This is a genomic window from Pseudomonas sp. 9.2(2024), assembly GCF_039695385.1.
Classification (GTDB): domain Bacteria; phylum Pseudomonadota; class Gammaproteobacteria; order Pseudomonadales; family Pseudomonadaceae; genus Aquipseudomonas; species Aquipseudomonas paraglycinae.
The window spans coordinates 939,245-963,126 of sequence record NZ_CP155585.1; the positions used below are offsets into that span (position 1 = coordinate 939,245).

The following is a 23,882-nucleotide window of genomic DNA, read 5'->3' on the forward strand; positions in this document are numbered from 1 at the left end:
GCAGTTCTCCAGAACGATTTGAAACGCAGGTCAAATGCGGGAACAAATCAAACCAGAGGGGAAGCGCGGGGATTGAGGCTCGGCCATTGCTGACGCGGTGTCGGAGTTTGCAGCACGGCGGGCGCCACGCTGCGTTTGCTTTCGTATCGGGCGAAATACAGCTGCGGCGAATGCCCCGGCAACGCCACCACCGGCGCCGATCCGGAACAGCACCAGCAATGCTGCATGGTCGAATGATGGTCACCGCTCTGCGGCGCTTTCTGATCGAGGCTGCCGATGTCGATCGCCACCATCTTCGTCCCGCTGCCGGTGCAGAAACTGCTCCACAGCAACTGCTCGGCCGGCGTCTGCGCCGCCTGCGCCATCGCTCCCGTCAACGGCATGGCGAGCATGTTGAACAGCACTGCAAAGCAGGCGATCCAGGCAAATGCGAGCCGGTGTCGGTTCATGGGACAGATCCGTAGGGTGGGCGATCAGGCGCGGCTATTTAGCCTGATCAGGGCCGATAAGTAAAAAAGCGTCGTGCGGTTTGGTGTCGCAGCGATCTTTCAAGAGAGTGTAGCGGCTCGAATTTGCATTGCATGGGACTTGCATCAACAACTGAAGCTATCGCGAGAGGAAAAGCTCCGTCCTGATCAAGGTTTTTCAAGAGCCGAGATGACGTCATCAACCGTCGCAAACTCCCGATCAACCCCCGCCAACACCGGCCGCTTCAACACCAGCACCGGCACCCCAAGCTCCCGCGCCACGTCCAGTTTCGGCTCGGTTGCGGTGCTGCCGCTGTTCTTGCTGATCAGCACGTCGATCTGCCGGCGTTCGAACAGTGCCCGCTCATCCTCCAGCAGAAACGGTCCACGGGCGCCGATGACTTCGCAGCGTTCGTTGCCGGGGTAGACGTCGAGGGCGCGCAGGGTCCAGAACTGGTGCGCGGGGATTTCGTCGAGGTGTTGCAGCGGTTCGCGGCCAAGGGTGAACAGTGGGCGGCGGAAGGGTTCGAGGGCGGTGATCAGTTCGGCCCAGTCGGCGACTTCGCGCCAGTCATCGCCGGGTTGCGGTTGCCACGCGGGGCGGCGCAGGGCCCAGCAGGGGATGCCGGTGAGTTGCGCAGCGGTGGCGGCGTTCTGGCTGATCTGTGCGGCGTAGGGGTGGGTCGCGTCGAGCAAAAGTGTGATGCCTTCGTCGCGAATGAACTGCGCCAGACCTTCGGCGCCACCGTAGCCGCCGACGCGCACCTGACACGTCAGATCGGTCGGCACCCGGCCCACCCCGGCCAGGCTGTAAATGTGTTTCGGCCCCAAAGTGCGCGCGATGGCCAGCGCTTCAGTCACGCCGCCGAGCAACAAGATTCGCTTCATACAAAGGCTCCCGCATGGCCGACGATGCCGCCCTGACGATCAATCGCAAACACTTCGACCTGCACCTGCGCCGGTACCACGCTACGGGCGAATTCCAAAGCATGGCGACAGACCTCATCACCGAGGGCAACGCCCGCCGCACTGGCCATCGCCAATGCCTGCTGACTGGTGTTCGCCCCGCAAATGGCTTGTTGCAAATCGTCGTCGGCACCAATCGCCGCCGCCCATTCGGCCAGTTGCGGCAAGTCGATGCTCGAATGGCGCGAGTGCAGATCCATGTGCCCGGCCGCCAGTTTGCTGATCTTGCCGAAGCCGCCGCACAGGCTGAGTTTATCCACAGGCACTTTGCGCAGGTGCTTGAGTACCGCGCCGACAAAGTCGCCCATTTCGATCAGGGCGATTTCCGGCAGGTTGTAGACCCGGCGCATGGTGTCCTCGCTGGCGTTGCCGGTGCAGGCGGCGATGTGCAGGTAGCCGTTGGTTTTCGCCACATCGATGCCTTGATGGATCGAGGCGATGTACGCCGCGCAGGAAAACGGCCTGACGATGCCGCTGGTGCCGAGGATCGACAGGCCGCCGAGAATGCCCAGACGCGGGTTCATGGTTTTCAGCGCCATGGCTTCGCCACCCTCGACATTGACCGTCACCTCGAAGCCGCCGCGATAGCCGGTTTCTTCGGCGAGCAGCGTCAGGTGATCGCTGATCATCTTGCGCGGCACTGGATTGATCGCCGGTTCGCCGACGCCCAGCACCAGCCCCGGCCGAGTGACGGTGCCGACGCCTTTGCCGGCAATGAAGCGGATTCCCGGCTCGGCCATCAGTTGCACCCGTGAATAGAGTAGAGCGCCGTGAGTCACGTCCGGGTCGTCGCCGGCATCCTTGATGGTTCCAGCTTCGGCGCCGTTCTCAGTCAGCCGACAGAACTCCAGACGCATCTGCACCTGCTTGCCCTTGGGCAACACGATCTGCACGGCGTCCGCCACCACGCCGCCGAGCAGCAGGCGGGCAGCGGCGAGGCTGGTGGCCGTGGCGCAGCTGCCGGTGGTCAGGCCGCTGCGCAAGGGCGCGGGTTGTTCGGCGGTTTCGTCACGCATCGAGGGGTTTGACCAGATCGAGCAGGGTGATCGGCAAGGCCTGGCGCCAGGTGTCGAACTCGCCCAGCGGCTGCGCCTGGGCAATGTGGATGCGGGTCAGTTCGCCGCCGTGGCGTTCGCGCCAGCTCATCAAGGTCATTTCGCTTTGCAGGGTCACGGCGTTGGCGACCAGTCGGCCGCCGGGTTTGAGTTGTTCCCAGCAGGTGTCGAGCACGCCTTCGCGCGTCACGCCGCCGCCGATGAAAATCGCGTCCGGACGTTCCAGCCCGGCGAGAGCCTGCGGGGCACTGCCGCGAATCAGTTGCAGACCGGGAACGCCCAAAGCGTCGCGGTTGTGTTCGATCAACTGTTGTCGGCCATCATCGGCCTCGATGGCCAGAGCGCGGCAGCTCGGGTGAGCGCGCATCCACTCGATGCCGATCGAGCCGCTGCCGGCGCCGACATCCCACAACAGTTCGCCCGGTGTCGGGGCGAGGCGGGCGAGGGTGATCGCGCGCACGTCGCGCTTGGTCAGTTGGCCGTCATGCTGGAAGGCCGAGTCCGGCAGACCGGCGAGACGCGACAGGCGCGGTGTCTGCGGATCGCCCAGGCATTCGATGGCGATCACGTTGAGGTCGGCAATGAGCGGATCATTCCAGTCGTTGGCGGTGCCGTCGATGCGGCGCTCGGCGTCGCCGCCCAGATGCTCCAGAACACTCAGGCGACTGGCGCCGAATCCACGCTCGCGAAGCAATTCAGCAACGGCGGCCGGGCTTTGACCGTCATTGCTCAGCAACAACAGGCGCACGCCGCTGAATAGTTGTGCGTTGAGGGCCGCCAGCGGGCGAGCCACCAGCGACAGCACACTGACATCCTGCAACGGCCAGCCCAGTCGGGCCGCCGCCAGCGAGCAGGACGACGGCGCCGGCAGAACCAGCATCTCGGCCCCCGGCACCTGCCGCGCCAGGCTTGCGCCAACGCCGTAGAACATCGGATCACCGCTGGCCAGCACGCACACCGCTTCACCGCGATGCTCGAGCACCGGGGCCAGGGAAAACGGGCTCGGCCACAACTGGCGCTCGCCACGGATGCACACCGGCAACAGATCCAGCTGACGCTGACCGCCGATGATCCGCGAAGCGCCCATCAAGGCGCGCCGGGCATTCTTGCCCAGGCCCTTGAAGCCGTCTTCACCGATTCCTACTACTGTCAGCCAGGGTGACATCTGTAGCCCCTCAAAAAAGTGTCCGCAAACGCGCCGTTCCGACGGGCAGACTTTTCATGCCGTCGGACAAAGCAGGCATAATACCGCGCCTTCGCCCGCGAAGCGCCTTTCCCACAGAGCTGCCAGCCCTTGAACGAACGCCCGATGTCCAACGCCATACGCCCCTCGGCCTGTCCGGGGTTGCTGCGTATCGTCCAGGCGCTGGATGGCGGGATCTGCCGGATCAAGCTCGATGGCGGTTCGATCACGGCCGAGCAGGCCGATGCGGTGGCCCATGCCGCCGAGCGGTTTGCCGGCGGGGCGATCGAGGCGACCAACCGCGGCAATCTGCAGATTCGCGGGATCGGCGAGCAGTCCGCCGCGCTGATCGAAAGCCTGCTGGCCGCCGGTCTCGGGCCGCGAACCGCAGCGGGTGACGATGTGCGCAACCTGATGCTCAGCCCCGCCGCCGGCATCGACCCGCAGATGCGCTTCGATACTCGTCCACTGGCCGGGCAGATCCTCGAAACCCTGCAAAGCCATCCGCGCTTCCACGAGCTGAGCGCCAAGTTCGCCGTGCAACTGGATGGCGGTGAAGCGCTGGCGATGCTCGAACATCCCCATGACCTGTGGTTGTCGGCATTCGAAGATCGCGGCGACACGCTGCTGGCGTTCGGCCTGGCGGGTTGTCCGACGGACCGACCGCTGGCCGCTGTGGCGCTTGCGGACGGACATGCGCTGGTGGTCGCGGTGCTGGAGTTGTTCCTCGATCTGGCCCGGCCGGAGCAGACGCGAATGCGCCATCTGCTGGATGAATGCCCGGCGCCGGTGTTCCTGGAAAAACTCGGTCAGCGGATCAGCCTGAAAGCCGCTGCTGATTGGCAGCGCGAAGCCGGACCGGAGGGTTTGCACCTCGGCATCCACCCTCAGCAATCGTCCGGTCAGGTCTATGTCGGTGCCGCACCGACGCTCGGTCGCCTTGATCCGGACATGCTGCGTGGCGCCGCACACCTGGCCAGAACCTTTGGTGACGGCAGCCTGCGTTTCACCCCTTGGCAGAGTCTGTTGCTGCCCAATGTGCAGGAAACCGATGCGGTTCAAGTGCTCGACAAATTGAGCAAGCTGAACCTGCTGACCCGCATCGAAGACCCCCTGTCACACCTGATCGCCTGCACCGGCGCCAACGGCTGCGGCAAAGGCCTGGCCGACACCAAACACGATGCCCGTCTGCTGGCTACGCTGTTGCCACACGCCGTGGATGTGCACCTGTCCGGTTGCCCGCGTTCCTGCGCCGCCGCACATCGGGCAGCGGTGACTTTGCTGGCGGTCGGCCCCGGTCGCTACGATCTCTATTTTCGCGATGCAGCCCTGCCGGGTTTCGGCGCGCTGCACGCTCACAACCTTACTATCGAAGCGGCCGCGACCCTGCTCGCCGCCCGCTCACGGAGCCCCCTTGATGCTTGATTACATCCGCGACGGTCAGGAGATCTATCGCAACTCCTTCGCGATCATTCGCAGCGAGGCCAACCTGGCTCGCATCCCGGCCGACCTGGAAAAACTCGCGGTGCGGGTGATCCACGCCTGCGGCATGGTCGAGGCCATCGACGGGCTGCAATTCTCCGAAGGCGCCGGCAAGGCCGGGCGCGATGCGCTGGCTGCCGGTGCGCCGATCCTGTGCGATGCGCGGATGGTTTCCGAGGGCGTGACCCGTGCGCGCCTGCCGGCCAACAACCAAGTGATCTGCACCCTGCGCGATGACAGCGTGCCGGAGCTGGCGCGCGAGCTGGGCAACACTCGCTCGGCAGCGGCACTGGAACTGTGGCGTCCGCATCTGGAAGGCAGCGTGGTGGTGATCGGCAACGCGCCGACCGCGCTGTTTTATCTGCTGGAAATGCTCGACGCCGGCGCCCCGAAACCGGCGCTGATCCTCGGCTTCCCGGTGGGCTTCGTCGGCGCCGCCGAATCCAAGGCCGAACTGGCCGCCAACAGCCGTGGCGTGCCGTTCGTGATCATGCAGGGCCGCCTCGGCGGCAGCGCCATGGCCGCCGCTGCGGTCAATGCTCTCGCCACGGAGATCGAATGATGCAGGCTCAAGGACGTTTGATTGGCCTGGGCGTCGGCCCCGGTGATCCGGAACTGATTACCGTCAAGGCCTTGCGCCTGCTGCGCGAATCGCCGGTGGTGGCGTACTTCGTGGCCAAGGGCAAGAAGGGCAACGCGTTCGGCATCATCGAAGCGCACCTGCAGGACGCGCAGAATCTGCTGCCGCTGGTGTACCCGGTGACCACCGAAGTGCTGCCGGCGCCGCTGTCCTACGAGCAAGTGATCAGCGATTTCTACGATGACGCGGCAGAAGAAGTGGCCGCGCATCTGGAGGCCGGCCGCGACGTGGCGGTGATCTGCGAAGGTGATCCGTTCTTCTACGGCTCCTACATGTACCTGCACGATCGCCTCGCCAGCCGTTACGAAGCCGAAGTGGTGCCGGGCGTCTGCTCGATGCTCGGTGGCGCGTCGGTGCTGGGCGCGCCGCTGGTGTATCGCAATCAGAGCCTGTCGGTGCTGTCCGGCGTGCTGCCTCACGATGAACTCAAGCGTCGTCTGGCCGATGCCGATGCGGCGGTGATCATGAAACTGGGGCGCAACTTCCCGAAAGTGCGCGACGTGTTGGCGGAGCTGGGCCTGGCCGAGCGGGCGCTGTACGTCGAGCGCGCGACCATGGCCAACCAGAAGATCGTGCCGCTGGACGAGGTCGAGCCGATGTCGTCGCCGTACTTTTCGCTGATCATTGTGCCCGGCGAACGGTGGCAAGGCTGATGACCCACTCCACACCGGCCATCGTCATTCTCGGTCAGGGCGCGCTGGCCACGGCCCGTCGCCTGCAGCAGGTCTATCCGGCTGCAAAGATTCACGGGCTCAATGGACGCGTCGAAGGCGCGGACCTGACTTACAGCGACTTCGGCGCGACCCTGCGCGAGTTGTATCAACAGGACACGCCGATCATTGCCCTGTGCGCGGCCGGCATTGTCATTCGCACCCTGGCGCCACTGTTGCTGGAAAAAGGCGTCGAGCCAGCGGTGCTCGCCGTGGCTGAAGACGGCAGCGCCGTGGTGCCGCTGCTCGGTGGCCTCGGCGGGGTGAACGTCATGGCCCGCGAGATTGCGTCTGCGCTTGAAGTGGCAGCGGCGATTACCACCAGCGGCGAGTTGCGTTTCGGCACCTGCCTGCTCAACCCGCCCGGCGGTTATGCCCTCGGCGATCTGGAGCAGGGCAAGCGTTTTGTCTCCGACTTGCTCGCCGGCCACAGCGTACGCATCGACGGTGCAGCGCCGTGGCTTGGGCAGGCGCAACTGCCGGAAGATCCACAGGCGCAGCGCTCGATTCATGTGGGCAGCGATGCCCGCGCGGCGAACGCCAGTGAGTTGCTGATTTATCCGCGTAGCGTGGCGGTGGCGGTCGATACAGATGTGGCCGATCTACCGGATGTAATTCGCGATGCGTTACTTCAGGCCGGTGTGGCAATTCAATCGCTGGCCTGTCTGGTGGCGGCTGACGTTCAGATGGCCAGCCCGGCATTGCGTGAAGCCGCGCTTGAACTGGCTGTGCCGTTGCGTTTTGCCGCGCCGGCGAGTGACATCGGTGAACTGGCCCGCGATACAGTCCCCGGCGCCCGAATCATCACAACATCCCGCGACCTTGCCATCGCCGTGGCCGAACAGCCGCTGGATGTTTCGCAGATCGGTCGTCCGCGTGGTCGCCTTGCTGTCATTGGCCTTGGCCCGGGTGCGGCAGAGTTGATGGTGCCGGCGGTGAAAGCCGAACTGGCCCGCGCCACTGACGTGTTGGGTTACGAAACCTATGTGCGCATGGCCGGCCCGTTCCGCGACGATCAGGTGCAGCATTGCACCGACAACCGCGAAGAAATGCAGCGTGCCCGTCACGCCTTCCGGTTGGCCGCTGAGGGTCGTTCGGTGATCGTGGTTTCGTCCGGCGATCCGGGCGTGTTCGCCATGGCGGCGGCGGTGCTTGAAGCATTGCACGAGTCGACGGATCCGGCGTGGCACAGCGTCGATCTGGAAATCCTGCCGGGTGTTTCGGCGTCGCTCGCCACCGCCGCTCAGGCCGGTGCGCCGCTGGGCCATGACTTCTGCGTGATGTCGCTGTCGGACAACCTCAAACCGTGGTCGATCATCGAGAAGCGTCTGGATCTGGCCGCCGAGGCGGATCTGGCATTGGCCTTCTACAACCCGATCTCCCGTGCCCGTCCGTGGCAACTGGGGCGAGCGCTGGAAATCGTCGCGCAACACCGCACACCGCAAACACCGGTGGTGCTGGGCCGCGATATCGGTCGGCCGGGGCAGACGCTGCGCGTCACGACACTGGGCGCGCTGACTCCGGAGCAAGTGGACATGCGCACCATGGTGCTGATCGGTTCTTCCACTACCTGCACTTTCCCTCGAGCCGAGGGCGGGGAGTGGGTTTATACGCCGCGCTGGTACGGGGAAAAACCGGCCGGCTGATATCCCCGCACTGTCGAGTGGCAATGATCGATAAAACAAACAAGGCCGCGAATTCGCCATTCGCGGCCTTGTTTTTTTATGTGTTTTTTTAATGGCTTGTTTATTTCGATAGTTGGCTCGATGTTATTGAATATTTCCCTGGACATTGTTTGAAGTGTTTTGTATGTGTTTTTGGTTTTTGTTTTGTACTAGTTTCAATTTTGTGAAGCTTGCTCAATTTTTTATATTGATGATTTTTAAGTGTTGCAAGTCTTGTTACTTGCAGTGCAGACGTGTGCCAGCCGATTGGCAGTGCACATGGTTCACCACTCAGGGAAGTATTAAAATGCAGGATGCTAATGTTGATGTTGTCGATGGCGGCTATGTGAAGTTCGTCAATCTGTTCAAGTTGTCTGATCTTGAACAGGCGCTGTTGCCCTACAAGAATACTGTTCGTCATGACGAAGTGATCCGTTACTACTTTGCTTGTGTCGGTTTGCTCGATTCGCCAAGGCTTCTGCAACCGCTCGCGCTATTCAAGCGGGCGCTTGCAGAGTTCGATGGCCTGCGGGTACGACGTGAAGTGGAACAGGCGCCTGCTCCGGGCCTGGACAGCAAGAAGACACCTGATCTTTCAGAAATCGGCGCCAGAGTCGCCGATTTTGAGTCGCGTCTGAGTTACAGCGTCGAACTGATGAAAACGCCCGCTACGCAAGTGCCGAAGATCCTGCACTTCATCTGGCTGGGTGGCGGCATCGGCGAGATTCAGCGCGACTACATCAATGTCTGGAAGCAGGTGTTGGCTGGTCAGGGTTATCAGATCAACGTCTGGTATGACAGTGATGCGCTGCTGGCCTGGCAGGCCAATCGCTTGATGGTCGATGCGGCGAAGGCGGACGCCATGGAGCACGGGGGCGTCGATAGCACTTCCGATAAGGTATTGGGCGAAATGTATGTGGCCCGCGCTATTGCGTTGAAGCAACAAATGAGCGAACACATTGATGCGGCAGTTGCGAAGGGCGAATCAGCCGATGAAGCAAGGGTGCAGTTGTTGAGCCGTGCTTATGGTCAGAGTTCTCAGGACTTACGGGTGTTGAAGGCAAAGAACCGTGAAAGTATTGATGCGCTGGTCGGAGGTGACGTTCGCGTGCGCGATCTGGCGGGTTCGGAAATACCTTTGAAGTTGCGGGATATTTACCAGCGGGAAATGCGCATGCGGGGCAACCTGGCGGCGGCATCGGATATCGTAAGAGCAGAGGTCTTGTACTTTGAGGGCGGCAGTTACACCGATGTCGATAACTTGCCGCCGTTGCTGAAGGAAATTGCAGGTGTCGATATAAGCGACTTTGGTGAGGATGCTCGACTCGGTGTTTTGCAGTTGATGCTGGATCAGAACCCTGACTGGATGCCAGGTCGACAAGCGTTGCGGGGGCAATACAGAGACAAGCTGTTGCAAATACCCGAAGAGCATCGCACGGTACTGCAAGCGTTTGCCAAAAGCCGGCCGCCTTTGACCCAGGTGTTTCAGCCTCCACAGGATCTGCTTGTCCGTCCCTACGCATTGCGCGCGGTGGCAAAGGGAAACACGATCAGCAATGCCTACATGATGGCGCATGCCGGCTCGGCGGTACTTGAGTCCGTGCTCCAGCGCTTCAGGTTCAATTATGAGCTGATCGATGACACCGCACGGTTGGCGACTGACAGAGGTATCAGTCTTCAAGAGCATGAAGCCATGGATACACTGGCTGGTGAAGTGCTGGAAAAGTCTTACGGGCCTTTGTTTGACTTGCCCGGAATGGAAGCCATCTTTGCGTCTTATCTGGCAAATGCCGCGGCCGGATACCACAACGAAGGTATCCGACCAAAAAATGAGGGGACGATTTATTTGACCGGACCGGTCGCGATCAAGGATGGCACCGGCGATTTCGAAAAGGCATTTTTAACGCCCGAGGGCGCGCAGGCGTCACGGCGGGAAATGGCCATCGCACCTCTGCAGACGGTCAATCAACTCACTGAAGAGGAACTGGATCACTCCTGGAAGGAAAACGAAACCGATACTCAGAAGTGGCTCGAGACTGAGCAGCAACGCTGGCGCGATGGCCAATTCAAGACTCGCTACGCCGGGAACATCGCTGAGTTGTTGAAACAGACGACCGTCGAATTCGAACTCGGCTGGCCGCTCATCGAAGGACGTCATGTCCTGAATACCGAGCTGTTGCAGCGGATGGCTGATCACCTCGGCGAGCCGTTCACCAAGGCGATGACGAACGGTCACGACGGCACTCTTGTGTTCGCTGAAAGGTTGCCGCTGAGCTTCGATGATCGTCAGGCCATCCGCAATCAGGACACTCGCCTGCGGCCACCGGCATTCCCGAAAAATCCGGTTGCCCAGAGCCTCGCACTGGATGAGCTGTTGATCGGGGTGGGCGCCGGTTCCTGGCAACTCGAACAGCTCACCCCGTTGCAGCGTTTGACCATCGGAGCATTGCTGGGCGCTGATTCACTGGACGCTCAAAGCTTTTCCGCCTTGCGCGGTACGCTGGACAATCTGATCAACAGCCTCAGTGAGCGCGGTACGGCAGGGCGCTATGCGGCGATTGAACAGCATCTCTATCAGCACCGCGCACCTGCGTTCATGGCAGGCATGTCCAGTGTGGGTGATGAATTGCCCGCGCATCCGGTCACCGCACTTGGCCTGAAAAAGAATGCCTTGGCCAACACTGCGACACTGTTTGACTGGGGGCGTCAGGTGGCGCAGATCCAGCGGCTCGCCACTCAGGAACACCGCGAACAGGTTCTGGAGCGGCTGGAACAGGTGCTCAGTCAGTTCGAGGCCGGCACTGTCAAAATGGTGCCTCAGGATTTGTTGATGCACGGGCCGGGTGACACTGCGGCCGGCCGCTGTTTTCCGCTGGCGCTGGCGATGGGGGCCGCCCTCACACAGGGCGAGGGAGCGACCCGGCAATTGCGCGAGCGATTCTTTCTGGCGGTGCTTGAGCCGGAGCACCCGGACTCGAAGGCGTTTCTGGCCGCGCTGGAGGAAATGCGTGGCGTGAACGCAGCCGATGTGGGCACGGCGCTGGGGCGGGGCGATCTGGACAAGATGGTCGCGACACTCGAGGCGTCCGTGGGGCCGCGAACCCTGATGCTCAACTCGGATAACCACTCGATGCTGGTGGCTCGGACTGTACACGGGAGTACGGTCATTTATCACTTCTACGATCCGAACTTCGGCCTGTTCCAGTTCGACAGCTCCGTAACCTTCAGAATGGCCCTTGGGCAATTTTTCAAGCAGGCACAGATCGCCCGTCATTACGCCGTGTACGGCAAACCTGGCCGGCCACAGTTCGATCTGATCGATGTGCATGGGGAAAAAGTCGCCGATCTGAACCTGTCGAACGGCAGCAAGGTAAGTCAATTGCTCAGGGACGAGCCGCTGCCGGACAAACCGTTCAGGTCGGTTCGCCAGAGGATGAACAGTGCTCACGGACGAACGCTGATGGAGAACTCTCGGCTGGGCAAGGCACTGTTGTCTTCAGACAATGACTGGTGGGGCGGGGAGATTGCCGACATGACGGCGCGGTTGCAGGAGGGCCATGACTCGGTGACGCCTCTTGTGCCGTTGTTCGACTCGCTGGAAGTGACGCCCGAGGGCAGTTATCGGGTGGGCATGATCGATCCACAGACCGGCGAGTTGGTCGCCACGGTCGTCAGCCGGGATGATCGCCTGCTGCGAATCAAAAATTACCTGACTGACCTGTTTTCGAGCCTCGGGCGCAAGCGTCCGGTCGGTGATGCTGTGGATCCGACCGAGGCAGCGGCAGTGCATACGCTCAATGCCGGTTTCGCGGTGCAGGCCTTGATGAATGCTTTGCGTGGTCGCGAAGGCGAAGACCGCACACTGACAACGGCGGTGCAGTGGCATGCCTACGTCAATTACGCACAACTGGTGCATGGCAATGTGGTCGATGTGGCGGGACTGATCGGTCTGGTGCAGGCCGCGCTGCGCGATGAAAAACTGATCGCCCGCACCACTGCGAAGGTGGTCGGCGAAGCGCTCGAGCCGTTGACCGGCACATCCCTCGGCGCTGTGGCCGGGCATTTGGGCAACGAAGGCGTCGGCGCGGTGTTGGGTCTGGCCAATGTCGGTTTCGATATCTATCAGTTGGCGACGGCACGTAATGATGTGGAGACAGCCACCTACGCCACCCAACTGACCTTCGATGCCAGCAGTCTGGCCCTCACCGGCGCGGGGCTTGGCGCAGCGTTTGCCGGTGCGGGTACGGCAGCAGCGGTGCTGGGAGGCGCCGGGGTGATTCTGGGTGGCCTTGCGGTTGGCGTGACTGCGCTGGCGCAGAGCTTTGCCACCATCGCTGAAGAAGCGAAGGCGGTCGGGCTGTTTTTTGCGGAACTGGGCCAGGCGCATCACGGGGACGGATTTCACTACAGCGGCGAGCAAGGTGCCTGGTTGCCACGACCGTCGCTGATCATCAATGGTCTGGACCTGAGCACCGGCAAACTGCTGCTCGACAGCACCCGTCTTTACCCGCTGCGCGATCATTTCGGCGTGCCGGAGTTCGAGGTCGATTACCCGCGAGCTATTCACCTCAGCAAAGAACTGGGCTATCCAGCCGAGATGAAGTTCTCACCGTCCGCCGAGCAGGCCATTGTCTTGCCGTGCACGCCGCTTACCTGCTATCGCTACGAGTACCAGATCCTGCCGTTCGCATCACAGCGCCACGACAAGGGTTTCGACATCGCCCGGCGTCTGGAGAAGAAAAAAGCGGACGGTCAGTGGCTGTTCCTGTTTTCGTTCTACTCGTTCCCCAGCCATTACATTGTCCATCGGATGTACCCCGATTATCGCCCGACCGAGATCCGGGTCACGCTGGATGCGCAGGCGCGCAAACTGGTTGTGCCGGTGATCCCCGAGCCTTGGCGCGAGCAGGTCAGCTATCGGATTCAGGGTGGTGGAGGCACATGCACACTCGTGCTCAACCCCGGCGTCAATGTCGGACTGACGTCAGTGGGCAAACAAAAGGACCGCTGGATCATTGTCGCGCCGTGGGCCGTCGAGAAGGACATCGTGCTGGGCAGCAACGGGCAGTTCGGTATCAAAGGTTGCGAGTTCAAGGTGACGGCGGACATTGCCCCGGAGATTTCCCTGCTGATCGAAAATGGCCGGCTCTTCCGGATTGCCGGCAATAAACGGACTGAACTGGATCTTCTGGAAGAACAGGCGCCCAGAGGCCTGGACGGCCAGGTCCTGCAGGATCATCTGCAAGACCTGGCGCGAGCCCATCGATTGGCGCTGCGCTATACGCCGATCCACGACTACCTGATTCCGTTCGAGAACATCAAGGCGCCGCGTTACACCAATGGCTGGTATGACGCTGTGCAGGACCGGATCCTCTATATCCGCAACGACGAGGTGTTCGACGATGAAGGGCTGTTGTCGGTGGTGGCCGGCGATTCGGCATTTTTCCATGATCCGATTGGCTACGATATCTGTCAGGTCGATGCCGGCACCGGCCTGCTCAGTCATCGCTTTCGTTTGATGTTTCGACGCACCGGCGTCAGCACGATTCGTAGCGTCGAAGCCGATGGGCAGGGTGTCGTCCATGTGGTGCAGGAATACGCGTATGAGGACGGTAAGCTTGAGCGCCTCAACTACCTGATTCATGAAGGTGAACTGTGGCTGAGCTCGGTTACCCGTGGACTTGAGCCGGGTTTCCAGACGTTGCTCGATGACGGCACGCCGTTGCCTGCCTGGACATCGGTACTGGGTGATTGGGTATCGCTCAAACCGGTCGATGCAGACAAAGGCTACGCCACGGTCGACTGGCAGTTCGCTGCTTACGTTTCGGTCTGCTGGAAGATCGAAGACAACGCTCGGGACATGGCCTGGGTCCGTACTCGTGACAACCTGATCGTGCGCCCGGTACCGCGCCGCCACCATGCCCGCGCCTGGCCCGACTCGATCCAGAACCTGAACGAGCTGATGCTGCTGACGCCCAGTGATGACGGCGACGTGTTTGTCATCTACGACCGGCAGTTCCAGAGCCTGTGCCGGGTGCAACGTACCGTGACGCTGGAACAGATTCAGTGGTCGCACCGCTGGGTGCAGCCCGAGCGCCTGAAGCAGGTGACGGCTGAACACAATGGCTATCAGGCCCGCACCGAGGACGGATTGTCATTCGAAATCGGCGCTGACGGTGAAGTGCGTTTTGCGGGTCTGACCGAGTCCTGGCTCAAGGGGCGCAAACAATGGTGGCTGGCGCTCGACGCCATCGCCCGACAATACGCAGTGGAGCAGTTCCCGATTGTCGGCATTGCCAATACTGCCGGGGATGCGCGCTTGCACGCCTGGTACGTGGACAACCGCTTGTTGTTGTGTGACGCGCAACCAACACAGCTCCGGTTGCTGGGCATGACACCGGACAATCAATCGGCCTGGCTGTTCGAGCCCGAAAGTGGCGAGGTCTGGCGCCAGACGTTTATCGATCCGCATCAACTGCAGGCGGCATTCGGAGACGGCTCGCAGTTGTTGCAAAGCCGGATGCTGCCAAAACCAGAGCAGCAGTGGACGGCGTGGCGCTTTGCCGATGTACGGGTCGACGGTGCCGGTCTCTTGGGCACGACGCGCGAAGGCGTGGTGCTGCAACTGGAGCATCAGGAACCACCGCAGATCATTGGCGTGCAACACGATTGGCTGGCGGCCCATGGCGAGCATCTGATCAGCGACTTGCAAGCCTTGCTGGCGAACGCAGCGCATCGTCCATTCATCTCTATCGCTTCTCAGGAGGCCAGTGTGCAGTGGTATATCGCTGACAGTGCACGGCTGATCCAGATTCCCGCTGTCGACCTGCCGGAGGATTACGAGCTACTTGGAACCCGAAAGTACGCTGAAGTCTTGTTGCATGAATCGCGGGAACGGGTCGTTCAGGGTTATCCGAGCATGCGCCAGATCAAGCCGCTGGATTACGTCCAGCGCACGGGTGACGTGCTGGTGCTCGAGGGACGGGTGGATGTCTACGATCTTCTGCCGGTGATCCCGGACGATGTGCGCACGCTGGTTCTGCGGGTAGGGCGCGGTTGGATGAAGTGGCATCTGTCCGAGGCGCTGATGCGCAAGCTCGATTCGTTGGTGGTTGATTGCCGTTATCCGCTTGTGGGTTTTCCCGCGGTCATGAGTCGCTTGATCCTGACCATGGCCGATCCACACAAGCTCGAAGTGGGGATGGTCGACGATCACCTGGTGGTGATCGATCCCGACAGTGAGCACTGTGTGCTGATACGCAATGCGGATGCATCAGATCCCTCGCTGCGGGGAGATGCCATGCTTGAGGTCAAGGGCCTGCGTCCGTGCCAGGTGTCGACGCTGGTGCGCTGGCTGAAGGCGCGCAAGGAGGGCGCCGAGGGCGTGACGCTGAAAGCGTTGATCGATCAGGCGGATGCGAAGAAAACCGTCGAGTCTGCGGGTTGACGGTGCGCGGGCGCTGACGAAAAAAGACCGCCAACGTTGCCGTCGGCGGTCTTTTCGTTTCAGGGTTCAAGGCACCAGATAGCCTTTGACCCCGGTGAAGATGATCTGCGCCGCCAGTGCGCACACGAACAGCCCCATCAGGCGGCTGACGATCTGCAAACCCTGATCGCCGAGAATGCGTTCGATGCGGTTCGACAGGTACAGCACCACGCCAACCGTGAAACTGGCGAGGGCGATGCTCATGATCGCGAACAGCTTGTCGTCCCAGTGCGGCTGGCTGACGCCCATCACCAGCAAAGCACCGATGGTGCCGGGGCCGACGGTCAGTGGAATGGTCAGCGGAACGATCGTCACGTCCTGCTGCACGTTGTCGGTCTGCACGGCCGACTTGCCCTGCGCCATGCCCAGAGCGGAAATGAACAGCACGCTGCCGGCGCCGATGCGAAAGGCGTCCACCGTGATGCCGAACACATCGAAAATCACCCGCCCGAACAGGTAGAGCAACACGCTCGAAACCAGGGTGGCGACCGCCACTTTCCAGGCCAGGCGGCGTTGTTCCTTGCGCGAGTAACCGCGGGTCAGGCTGATGAAGCAGGACAACACGAAGAACGGGCTGTAGAGCACCAGCATCTTCAGGTAAACACTGAATAACACGTGGAGCATGGCGCGGGCTCGCTGGCGGGGAAGTCGGGGGGAGTCTAACAGGCGCTATCGTGTCTGTCGGCTCACGACGGTTGTGTCGTCGCACGGTTCTGCTGATCACGCTGGGCCACCCAGTGCTCGATCAGCTCACGCAGTTGCGACAGCTCCACCGGTTTGGCCATGTGCCCGTCCATCCCGGCCTGACGCGCGCGTTCCTTGTGCTCGGCGAGGATGTGTGCGGTCAGCGCCACGATCGGCGTGCGGATGCGCTGATTGCCTACTTCCCACGCCCGCAGTTGCTGGGTGGCGGAGAAGCCGTCGAGGATCGGCATTTCGCAGTCCATCAGCACCAGGTCGTAGCGCTGGGCTTTCATCGCCTGCAAGGCTTCTTCGCCATTGCTGGCGGTGTCCGGTTGCAGGTTGAGTTTGCCGAGCATGCCCCGGATTACCTTGGTCGAAATGGTGTTGTCTTCGGCCACCAGAATGCGGAAATCGCTCGGCACCTTGACCGGCGCCGCAGTGCTCGCAACCTGTGGCTGGAACACCACCTGGCCACGATTGCGCTGGTTCAGTTCGTCAGCCAGCGTGGTCTTGAGGGTGTAGCCGGCCACCGGTTTGGCCAGGATGCGCTTGATCCCCGAGTTGCGCGCGATGATCTTGCTCGGCGCATTGCTGATGCCGGTGAGCATGATCAGCAGGATGTCGTGGTTCAGGCTCGGGTCTTCCTTGATCTTGGCGGCCAGTTGCATGCCGGTCATGCCGGGCATGTTCTGGTCGAGCAGGACCACGTCGAAGTAATCACGCAAATGCGCCTTGGTGCGCAGCAGGGCCAGGGCTTCCTTGCCCGACGGCACGGCGCTGACGTTCAGGCCCCAGGCGCTGCATTGCTGCACCAGCACCTTGCGGCAGGTGTCGTTGTCGTCCACCACCAGCACGCGTGCGCCTTGCAGCGGGCTGTCGAGGTCCGAGGTCGGATGCTCCAGGCGATCAGGGTCCAGCGGCAGGGTCAGCCACAGCGTGCTGCCCTGGCTGGCGCCGCTCTTGATGCCGAACTCGCCCTGCATCAGACGGATCAATTGGCGGGCGATCACCAGACCGAGGTTGCCGCCCAGACGGTTGGCCGACAGGAAGTGCTTGCTGTGCAACTCTGCGTGCATCAGCGCGTCGCGTTCTTCCTGATCCATCGGCTGGCCGCTGTCCTGCACGGCAATGCGCAGGCGTGGCCCGGTGCTGCGTTCGTCGAGGGCGACGACCACCAGCACTTCGCCTTCTTCGGTTTTCTTCAGCGCGTTTTCCAGCAGGCTCAGCAACGTCTGGCGCAGGCGCGTCGGATCACCACTGATGACCCGTGGCACTTGCGGCTGGATAAAGCTGATCAGCTCGACGTTCTGCTGTTCGGCCTTGGCGCGGTAGATGCTCAGGCAATCGTCGATCAGCGCGTTGAGGTCGAACTGTACATCGTCCAGTTCGATCTGCCCGGACTCGAGCCGCGAGATGTCGAGGATCTCGTTGATCAGGGTCAGCAGTTCGTTGCCGGCGCTGTGGATGGTTTGCACGTAATCGCGCTGTTTCACCGACAGCGGCGTGCCGAGCAGCAGTTCGGTCATGCCCAGTACGCCGTTCATCGGCGTGCGGATCTCGTGGCTGATCTTGGCCAGGAACTCGGCCTTGGCGTTGATCTCGGCGTTGCTCGCGGCCAGGTCGCGGCTGATGCTGAAACGGCTTTCGGTGATGCTGCGCTGACGCTCGCCGAGGGCGATGCTCATCAGCAGGCCACTGATGCAGATGAAACCCATCAGGGTCATGATCAGGCCTTGCGGCGCGACCAGGGTCAGCCCCAGCAAGGCCGGGAGGATGATCAGCGTGCCGATGTTGAACACCACCATCGCGGCGACGAACAAGCGGGCAGGGCGGTAGCCTTTCTGCCAGTGATAGAACGCCACCAGCAACATGCTCAGCCCGGCCAGGGCCACCAGCGCGTAGGTAATGATGTTCAGCGGCAGGGTGTTGACGAACAACAGCAGCAGGCTGCAGATCACGATGAACAGGATGTCGCCGATCAGCAGCTTGTTCAGCGGATGCGGGCCGAGCGGCGCGAAGAAACGGTAGGCGAACATCAGGCCCGCCGGAGCGGTCAGCAGCAGGGCCAGATAGGCGCCGGGGGTCTGGATCGCATGCCAGTTCGGCAGCCACGGGCCGGCGAGGTTGAGCAACAGCAACAGGCTCAGGCTCAACAGGCCTTCACACACTGCGAGCCACAGGCTGCTGCGCGAGCGGGTGTAGGCGTAGCGGATCAGGTTATGCAGGATCAGCATCGCCAGACAGCCGAACAGCAGGCCGTAGATCAGCGTCTGGTTGTGATTGGCCGCAGCCATCACCGCCGATTGCAAGGTGATGTAAGGGCGCAACTGGTGATCGGAAACCAGTCGCAGGTAGACGTCGAGGGGTTTGTCGCTCTGCGGCAACGGCAGCATGAAGTCGCTGCTGGGCAGCGGCCGCTCCACCTGGGGCTGGGTGGTGCCGGTGGCGCGTTGCTCGATCAGGCGATCGCCGTCGAGGACATACAGATTGAGGTGCGACAGGTCGGGGGCGAAGATCCGCAGCACTTGTTCGTGCTTGCCGGGCGCCAGCCTGAAGCGCAGCCACAGGGCGCCATCGGGTTCGGCCGCGGTCAGGCGGTCAAGTTCGATAGGGCTGAATTGATTGGTGTAGCGGGCGGAGCGGATGTCGCTCAGCTGGAGGTTGCCCTGATCGTCAAGCAATACCGACCAGCCACTGCCTTGCGCGGCCTGGGCCGGGAGCATGCAGAGCAAGGTCAACAGCGTGACGGTGAAGCCTATGGCAATCCTGAGCCAGCGCACGGCGAAATCCCTTCGTAGGTTGATGCCAGAATATAACGATGCGCAGCGTCGGAACAGTCCGGCAAGGGCGATGAGCCCCTGCCGGAAACACAGCGTAGCTTATTACTGAGACTCACCGCGTTCACGGGCAATGGCACGGTAGCCAATGTCGGTGCGGTAGAAGCAGCCTTCCCAGTCGATGGCCTTGGCCAGTTTGTAGGCCTGCTCCTGGGCGGCGCTGACGCTGGCGCCCATGGCGGTGGCGCACAGCACCCGACCACCGGCCGTCACGACGTTGCCGTCCTTGAGCGCAGTACCGGCGTGGAAGACCTTGCCTTCCAGTGCGGCGGCTGCGTCCAGACCGTTGATCGGCGCGCCCTTGGCGTAGTCGCCCGGGTAGCCGCCAGCGGCCAGCACGATGCCGACGCTCGGACGTGGATCCCACTGTGCTTCAACCTTGTCCAGCGCTTGAGCCAGAGCAGCTTCGACCAGCAGCACCAGGCTCGATTGCAGACGCAGCATCACCGGTTGGGTTTCCGGGTCGCCGAAACGGCAGTTGAACTCGATGACCTTCGGATTGCCGGCCTTGTCGATCATCAGACCGGCGTACAGGAAACCGGTGTAGACGTTGCCTTCGTCGGCCATGCCGCGCACGGTCGGCCAGATCACCTGGTCCATCACGCGCTGGTGCACGTCGGCGGTGACAACCGGAGCCGGGGAGTAAGCACCCATGCCGCCGGTGTTCGGGCCGCTGTCGCCGTCGCCGACGCGTTTGTGGTCCTGGCTGGTGGCCATCGGCAGAACGTTCTTGCCATCGACCATGACGATGAAGCTGGCTTCTTCGCCGTCGAGGAATTCTTCGATGACAACGCGCGAACCGGCGTCGCCAAAGGAATTGCCGGCGAGCATGTCGCGCACGGCATCTTCGGCTTCGGCCAGGGTCATGGCGACGATCACGCCTTTACCGGCGGCCAGGCCGTCGGCCTTGATCACGATCGGTGCGCCTTTTTCACGCAGATAAGCCAGGGCCGGCTCGATCTCGGTGAAGTTCTGGTAATCGGCCGTCGGGATCTTGTGGCGCGCCAGGAAATCCTTGGTGAAGGCTTTCGAGCCTTCCAGCTGCGCGGCTCCAGCGGTCGGGCCGAAGCAGTCCAGGCCACGGGAGCGGAACAGGTCGACGACGCCGGCCACCAATGGCACTTCCGGACCGACGATGGTCAGGGAAACGTTTTTCTCGGCGAAGTCAGCGAGCTGCTCGAGGGCCAGCACGTCGATGGCGACGTTTTCGCACTTGGCCTCAATCGCGGTGCCGGCGTTGCCCGGTGCCACGAAAACTTTCTGCACACGCGGATCCTGAGCCACTTTCCAGGCCAGGGCGTGTTCGCGGCCACCGCTGCCAATGATCAAAACGTTCAAAGAGAGACTCCTTCGGAGAAAGCTGCAAGCTACAAGCTGCAAGCAAGAGCGAGTGTGTGACTCTCGATTACAGCTTATGGCTCTGAATTAATGAGGCTGCAACTGCAAGAAGGAGCGATACCTGACTGCTCTTTCTTGCAGCTTGCAGCTTGAGGCTTGTAGCTGCCGTGTATCAGTGACGGAAATGACGCATTCCCGTGAACACCATCGCGATGCCGGCTTCATCAGCAGCAGCAATCACTTCAGCATCACGCATCGAGCCACCTGGCTGGATCACCGCCGTGATACCGACCTTGGCCGCATTGTCCAGACCGTCGCGGAACGGGAAGAACGCGTCCGATGCCATTACCGAACCCGCCACTTGCAGACCGGCGTGCTCAGCCTTGATCGCGGCGATACGCGCCGAGTTCACGCGGCTCATCTGGCCGGCGCCGACACCGATGGTCTGACGGTTCTTGGCGTAGACGATGGCGTTGGATTTGACGAACTTGGCCACTTTCCAGGCGAAGATCAGGTCGTGGACTTCCTGTTCGGTCGGGGCGCGCTTGGTCACCACTTTCAGGTCGTCGGCGCCGATCATGCCGATGTCGCGGCTCTGTACCAGCAGCCCGCCGTTGACGCGCTTGTAGTCCCAGGCCGGAACGCGATCGGCCGACCACTCGCCGCAGGCCAGCAGGCGTACGTTGGCCTTGGCTGCAACAATGGCGCGGGCTTCTTCGCTGACGCTTGGGGCGATGATCACTTCAACGAACTGACGCTCGACGATCGCCTTGGCGGTCTCGGCATCCAGTTCACGGTTGAAGGCGATGATGCCGCCGAACGCCGATTCGGTGTCAGTGGCGTAGGCCAGTTCGTAGGCCTGACGGATGCCGCCTTCGGCGTCCGGGCTCACGGCCACGCCGCACGGGTTGGCGTGCTTGACGATCACGCAGGCCGGTTTGACGAAGCTCTTCACGCATTCCAGCGCGGCGTCGGTGTCGGCCACGTTGTTGTACGACAGTTCCTTGCCTTGCAACTGGGTGGCGGTGGCGATGCCGACTTCGGCAGGCTTGGCCTCAACGTAGAACGCCGCGCTCTGGTGCGGGTTCTCGCCGTAGCGCATTTCCTGTGCCTTGATGAACTGGCTGTTGAAGGTGCGCGGGAATTCGCTGCGACCTTCGGTGCTGAGGGTTTCGGCGGCCTGGTTCACGGTGCCCATGTAGTTGGCGATCATGCCGTCGTAGGCGGCAGTGTGTTCGAACGCCTTGAGCATCAGGTCGAAACGCTGAGCGTAGGTCAGGCCGCCGGCCTTGAGGTTTTCCAGAACATTGGCGTAGTCGCTGGCATTCACCACGATGGCCACGTCTTTGTGGTTTTTCGCCGCCGAACGGACCATGGTCGGGCCGCCGATGTCGATGTTCTCGATGGCGGTCGGCAGGTCGCAGCCTGGCTTGCTGATGGTGGCTTCGAACGGGTACAGGTTGACGGCTACCAGATCGATCGGCTTGATGCCGTGCTCGTTCATGATCGCGTCGTCGATACCGCGACGACCGAGGATCCCGCCGTGGATTTTCGGGTGCAGGGTTTTCACCCGACCGTCCATCATCTCTGCGAAACCGGTGTAATCCGCGACTTCCACTGCGGCCACGCCGTTGTCCTGCAGCAGTTTGAAGGTCCCGCCGGTGGAAAGGATTTCCACGCCCAGGGCTTCCAGCTCCCTGGCGAATTCGAGGATCCCGGTCTTGTCGGAAACACTGATCAAGGCGCGGCGGATCGGCAGGCGGGTAGTCTGGTCGGTCATCTCAATTTCCATCAAAAGCAAGGGAAGTCAGCAAAAAAGGCGACCGGTTTTACGCGGGCGCCTTTCTGGTTTGATTGAATGCTTACAGCAGATCGTACTGTTTGAGTTTCTTGCGCAGCGTGCCGCGGTTCAGTCCGAGCAGCTCGCTGGCCTTGGTCTGGTTGCCCTTGACGTAGTTCATCACGCTTTCGAGCAGGGGAGCCTCGACTTCGGAGAGCACCAGGTTGTACACGTCCGTGACGGACGCGCCCTCAAGGTGGGCGAAATAATTGTGCAGCGCCTTCTCGACACTCCCGCGAAGGGTCTGGCCTTCTTCGCTCGGGGTATTGAGGTGCTGTTTCAAATTCACGTTGTCGCTCACGGGTGTTGTTCCACTCACTAAAGTCTCGGTCATCATCGTCATGCGGCCACCCCTTCTCCGTCCCCTGTCAGGCTCTTGTAACGTTCGGCGAAGAACTCCCGAACGTTGGCGCATTGTGTTTCCGTACCATCCAAACGATTGAAGTGGGCGCGAAATTCCCTGGCGCCCGGCAAGGTTGCGAGATACCAGCCCACATGCTTGCGGGCAATTCGCACGCCCATCACGTCCCCATAGAAGGCGTGGAGGGCGGCCAGATGCTCAAGCAGAATGCGTTCCACCTCGATCAGCTCCGGCGCCGGCAGTTTTTCGCCGGTACGCAGGAAGTGTTCGATCTCGCGAAAAATCCATGGCCGCCCCTGGGCGGCCCGGCCGATCAACAGGCCATCGGCACCGGTCGCGTCGAGCACGTAGCGGGCCTTTTCCGGCGATACGATGTCGCCGTTGGCAAAGACCGGAATCGACACCGCCTGCTTGATCGCGGCAATGGTGTCGTACTCGGCTTCGCCGGTGTACAGGTCGGCGCGGGTGCGGCCATGCACCGCCAGCGCCGTGATCCCGGCCTGCTCGGCGATCTTCGCCACGGTCAGGCCGTTCTTGTTGTCGCGATCCCATCCGGTGCGGATCTTCAAGGTCACCGGCACATCAACTGCCGCCACGACGGCGTTCAGGATCTCGGTAACCAGTGCCTCATCCTTCAACAACGCGGAGCCGGCAGCCTTGTTGCAGACCTTCTTCGCCGGGCAACCCATGTTGATATCAATAATCTGTGCGCCCAGTTCGACGTTGGCCCGGGCCGCATCCGCCAGCATCTGCGCATCGCCACCGGCGATCTGTACCGAGCGCGGCTCGGGATCGCCTTCGTGGATCATGCGCATGCGCGACTTGCGGGTGTTCCACAGGCTCATGTCGCTGGTGACCATTTCCGAGACTACAAGCCCTGCGCCCAAACGCTTGCACAGCTGACGAAAGGGCTGGTCGGTGACACCCGCCATCGGGGCGAGGATCAAGCCGTTCTGCAATGTATATGGGCCGATGCGTACCGCCGACATAGGACTTCCCTGAAGTGGGGCCGGATCATGAGAGTTCGAAAAAGGGTTGGCATGATACCCGCTCTCGATGACTGGATAAAGGCTGAATTGAACAAAATCTGAACAGTTATTCTGTTATTACCGCCGGTTTGGTCGCGCGCTGCGCAGTCAGAAAACTGCCGTCAATCCGGGAGCGGTGAA

At 61.8% G+C, this 23,882-nt stretch carries 15 protein-coding genes; 5 read left to right on the forward strand and 10 right to left on the reverse strand.

The annotated features are described in order from the left end of the window. Positions 1 to 47: 47 nt before the first annotated feature. From ABFB52_RS04135 to cbiE, 4 genes are all read right to left on the reverse strand, one after another. Positions 48 to 449 (reverse strand): DUF2946 domain-containing protein, encoded by a 402-nt coding sequence (locus ABFB52_RS04135; RefSeq protein WP_129973583.1) that lies wholly within the window; start codon positions 447 to 449, stop codon positions 48 to 50. A gap of 186 nt (positions 450 to 635) precedes the next feature. Next, complete coding sequence (locus tag ABFB52_RS04140; RefSeq protein ID WP_129973584.1) at positions 636 to 1,355, reverse strand: cobalt-precorrin-6A reductase; 720 nt, start codon at positions 1,353 to 1,355, stop codon at positions 636 to 638. After that, complete coding sequence (locus ABFB52_RS04145; RefSeq protein WP_129973585.1) at positions 1,352 to 2,449, reverse strand: cobalt-precorrin-5B (C(1))-methyltransferase; 1,098 nt, start codon at positions 2,447 to 2,449, stop codon at positions 1,352 to 1,354. The genes ABFB52_RS04140 and ABFB52_RS04145 overlap by 4 nt, the downstream gene beginning before the upstream one ends. Next, positions 2,442 to 3,653, reverse strand: coding sequence for a precorrin-6y C5,15-methyltransferase (decarboxylating) subunit CbiE (gene cbiE, locus ABFB52_RS04150; RefSeq protein WP_129973586.1), 1,212 nt, complete (start codon positions 3,651 to 3,653; stop codon positions 2,442 to 2,444). Before cbiE ends, ABFB52_RS04145 begins: the two co-directional genes overlap by 8 nt. Before the next feature lie 144 nt (positions 3,654 to 3,797). On the opposite strand from cbiE, the gene cobG reads away from it, so the two are divergent. From cobG to ABFB52_RS04175, 5 genes are all read left to right on the forward strand, one after another. Further along, positions 3,798 to 5,096 (forward strand): precorrin-3B synthase, encoded by a 1,299-nt coding sequence (cobG, locus tag ABFB52_RS04155; protein ID WP_129973587.1) that lies wholly within the window; start codon positions 3,798 to 3,800, stop codon positions 5,094 to 5,096. Beyond that, entirely contained in the window at positions 5,089 to 5,715 is a 627-nt protein-coding gene (locus ABFB52_RS04160) for a precorrin-8X methylmutase (protein ID WP_011332253.1), read from the forward strand. The genes cobG and ABFB52_RS04160 overlap by 8 nt, the downstream gene beginning before the upstream one ends. Next, entirely contained in the window at positions 5,715 to 6,446 is a 732-nt protein-coding gene (locus tag ABFB52_RS04165; RefSeq protein WP_129973606.1) for a precorrin-2 C(20)-methyltransferase, read from the forward strand. Before ABFB52_RS04160 ends, ABFB52_RS04165 begins: the two co-directional genes overlap by 1 nt. Beyond that, entirely contained in the window at positions 6,446 to 8,149 is a 1,704-nt protein-coding gene (gene cobJ / locus ABFB52_RS04170) for a precorrin-3B C(17)-methyltransferase (RefSeq protein ID WP_129973588.1), read from the forward strand. Before ABFB52_RS04165 ends, cobJ begins: the two co-directional genes overlap by 1 nt. A gap of 154 nt (positions 8,150 to 8,303) precedes the next feature. After that, positions 8,304 to 15,614, forward strand: a complete 7,311-nt coding sequence (locus ABFB52_RS04175) for a TcdA/TcdB pore-forming domain-containing protein (protein WP_346836136.1) — start codon at positions 8,304 to 8,306, stop codon at positions 15,612 to 15,614. Positions 15,615 to 15,680: 66 nt separating this feature from the next. Here ABFB52_RS04175 and ABFB52_RS04180 read toward each other — a convergent pair whose 3' ends face one another. The 6 genes from ABFB52_RS04180 to dusB all read right to left on the reverse strand — a co-directional run bounded on the left by ABFB52_RS04180 (position 15,681) and on the right by dusB (position 23,702). Next, positions 15,681 to 16,277, reverse strand: a complete 597-nt coding sequence (locus ABFB52_RS04180; protein WP_007951032.1) for a MarC family protein — start codon at positions 16,275 to 16,277, stop codon at positions 15,681 to 15,683. A 62-nt stretch (positions 16,278 to 16,339) separates the two neighbouring features. Further along, positions 16,340 to 19,117 (reverse strand): hybrid sensor histidine kinase/response regulator, encoded by a 2,778-nt coding sequence (locus tag ABFB52_RS04185; RefSeq protein WP_129973590.1) that lies wholly within the window; start codon positions 19,115 to 19,117, stop codon positions 16,340 to 16,342. Between the two features lie 102 nt (positions 19,118 to 19,219). Next, entirely contained in the window at positions 19,220 to 20,512 is a 1,293-nt protein-coding gene (purD, locus tag ABFB52_RS04190; protein WP_129973591.1) for a phosphoribosylamine--glycine ligase, read from the reverse strand. A gap of 172 nt (positions 20,513 to 20,684) precedes the next feature. Next, a complete protein-coding gene (gene purH, locus ABFB52_RS04195; protein ID WP_039772035.1) occupies positions 20,685 to 22,292 on the reverse strand; it encodes a bifunctional phosphoribosylaminoimidazolecarboxamide formyltransferase/IMP cyclohydrolase in 1,608 nt (535 codons plus the stop codon). A gap of 82 nt (positions 22,293 to 22,374) precedes the next feature. Then, the gene (gene fis, locus ABFB52_RS04200; protein ID WP_002555375.1) at positions 22,375 to 22,695 is read right to left on the reverse strand and encodes a DNA-binding transcriptional regulator Fis; all 321 of its coding nucleotides are present in this window, start codon (positions 22,693 to 22,695) and stop codon (positions 22,375 to 22,377) included. Beyond that, complete coding sequence (dusB, locus tag ABFB52_RS04205; RefSeq protein ID WP_011332261.1) at positions 22,692 to 23,702, reverse strand: tRNA dihydrouridine synthase DusB; 1,011 nt, start codon at positions 23,700 to 23,702, stop codon at positions 22,692 to 22,694. Before dusB ends, fis begins: the two co-directional genes overlap by 4 nt. Positions 23,703 to 23,882 lie beyond the last annotated feature (180 nt).

Coding starts and splice junctions, on each gene's coding strand:
- ABFB52_RS04140 (WP_129973584.1), bottom strand. CDS start 1,355: ATGAAGCGAATCTTGTTGCTCGGCGGCGTGACTGAAGCGCTGGCCATC.
- fis (WP_002555375.1), bottom strand. CDS start 22,695: ATGACGATGATGACCGAGACTTTAGTGAGTGGAACAACACCCGTGAGC.
- dusB (WP_011332261.1), bottom strand. CDS start 23,702: ATGTCGGCGGTACGCATCGGCCCATATACATTGCAGAACGGCTTGATC.
- cbiE (WP_129973586.1), bottom strand. CDS start 3,653: ATGTCACCCTGGCTGACAGTAGTAGGAATCGGTGAAGACGGCTTCAAG.
- ABFB52_RS04165 (WP_129973606.1), top strand. CDS start 5,715: ATGCAGGCTCAAGGACGTTTGATTGGCCTGGGCGTCGGCCCCGGTGAT.
- cobG (WP_129973587.1), top strand. CDS start 3,798: ATGTCCAACGCCATACGCCCCTCGGCCTGTCCGGGGTTGCTGCGTATC.
- ABFB52_RS04160 (WP_011332253.1), top strand. CDS start 5,089: ATGCTTGATTACATCCGCGACGGTCAGGAGATCTATCGCAACTCCTTC.
- purH (WP_039772035.1), bottom strand. CDS start 22,292: ATGACCGACCAGACTACCCGCCTGCCGATCCGCCGCGCCTTGATCAGT.
- ABFB52_RS04135 (WP_129973583.1), bottom strand. CDS start 449: ATGAACCGACACCGGCTCGCATTTGCCTGGATCGCCTGCTTTGCAGTG.
- ABFB52_RS04180 (WP_007951032.1), bottom strand. CDS start 16,277: ATGCTCCACGTGTTATTCAGTGTTTACCTGAAGATGCTGGTGCTCTAC.
- ABFB52_RS04145 (WP_129973585.1), bottom strand. CDS start 2,449: ATGCGTGACGAAACCGCCGAACAACCCGCGCCCTTGCGCAGCGGCCTG.
- cobJ (WP_129973588.1), top strand. CDS start 6,446: ATGACCCACTCCACACCGGCCATCGTCATTCTCGGTCAGGGCGCGCTG.